A 507-nucleotide genomic window follows, 5' to 3' on the forward strand; every position below is an offset into this window, starting at 1 on the left:
ACGCGGGTCGCGGCCAGCGAGTTCCCGCCGAGGGCGAAGAAGTCGTCATCGAGCCCGACCCGGTCGATGCCGAGGACGTCGGCGAACACGGCGGCCACGACCTGCTGGATCGGGGTCGTCGGCGCCCGGAACTCGCGGGTGTTCCACCGCGGCGGCGGCAACGCCGTCCGGTCCACCTTCTCGCTGGCGGTCACCGGGAACGCGTCGAGGACCATCACCGCATCGGGCACCATATAGGCCGGCAGCGCCCGCCCGACCGCCTCACGCACCGCCTCCGCGTCGACCGACCGGCCGCCGGCGGGCACCACATACCCAACCAGGTGCCGGCCGACGTCACCGTCATGCACGGCCACCACCGCCTGCGCGACCTCCTCCAGCGCCACCAACGCCGACTCGATCTCCCCCAACTCGATCCGCAGACCCCGCACCTTCACCTGAAAATCCGTGCGCCCCAGGAACTCGAGATTCCCGTCCCGGTTCCATCGCACCAGATCCCCGGTGCGATAC

Annotated in this window: 1 protein-coding gene; it reads right to left on the reverse strand. The window is 71.0% G+C overall.

Going from position 1 to position 507, the window contains the following annotated elements; translation table 11 throughout:
* On the reverse strand, positions 1 to 507 hold a 507-nt coding region (locus EF834_RS18070; RefSeq protein WP_164874181.1), incomplete at both ends, for an AMP-binding enzyme.

The organism is Rhodococcus spongiicola (assembly GCF_004011835.1).
In the GTDB taxonomy this organism is placed as follows: domain Bacteria; phylum Actinomycetota; class Actinomycetes; order Mycobacteriales; family Mycobacteriaceae; genus Prescottella; species Prescottella spongiicola.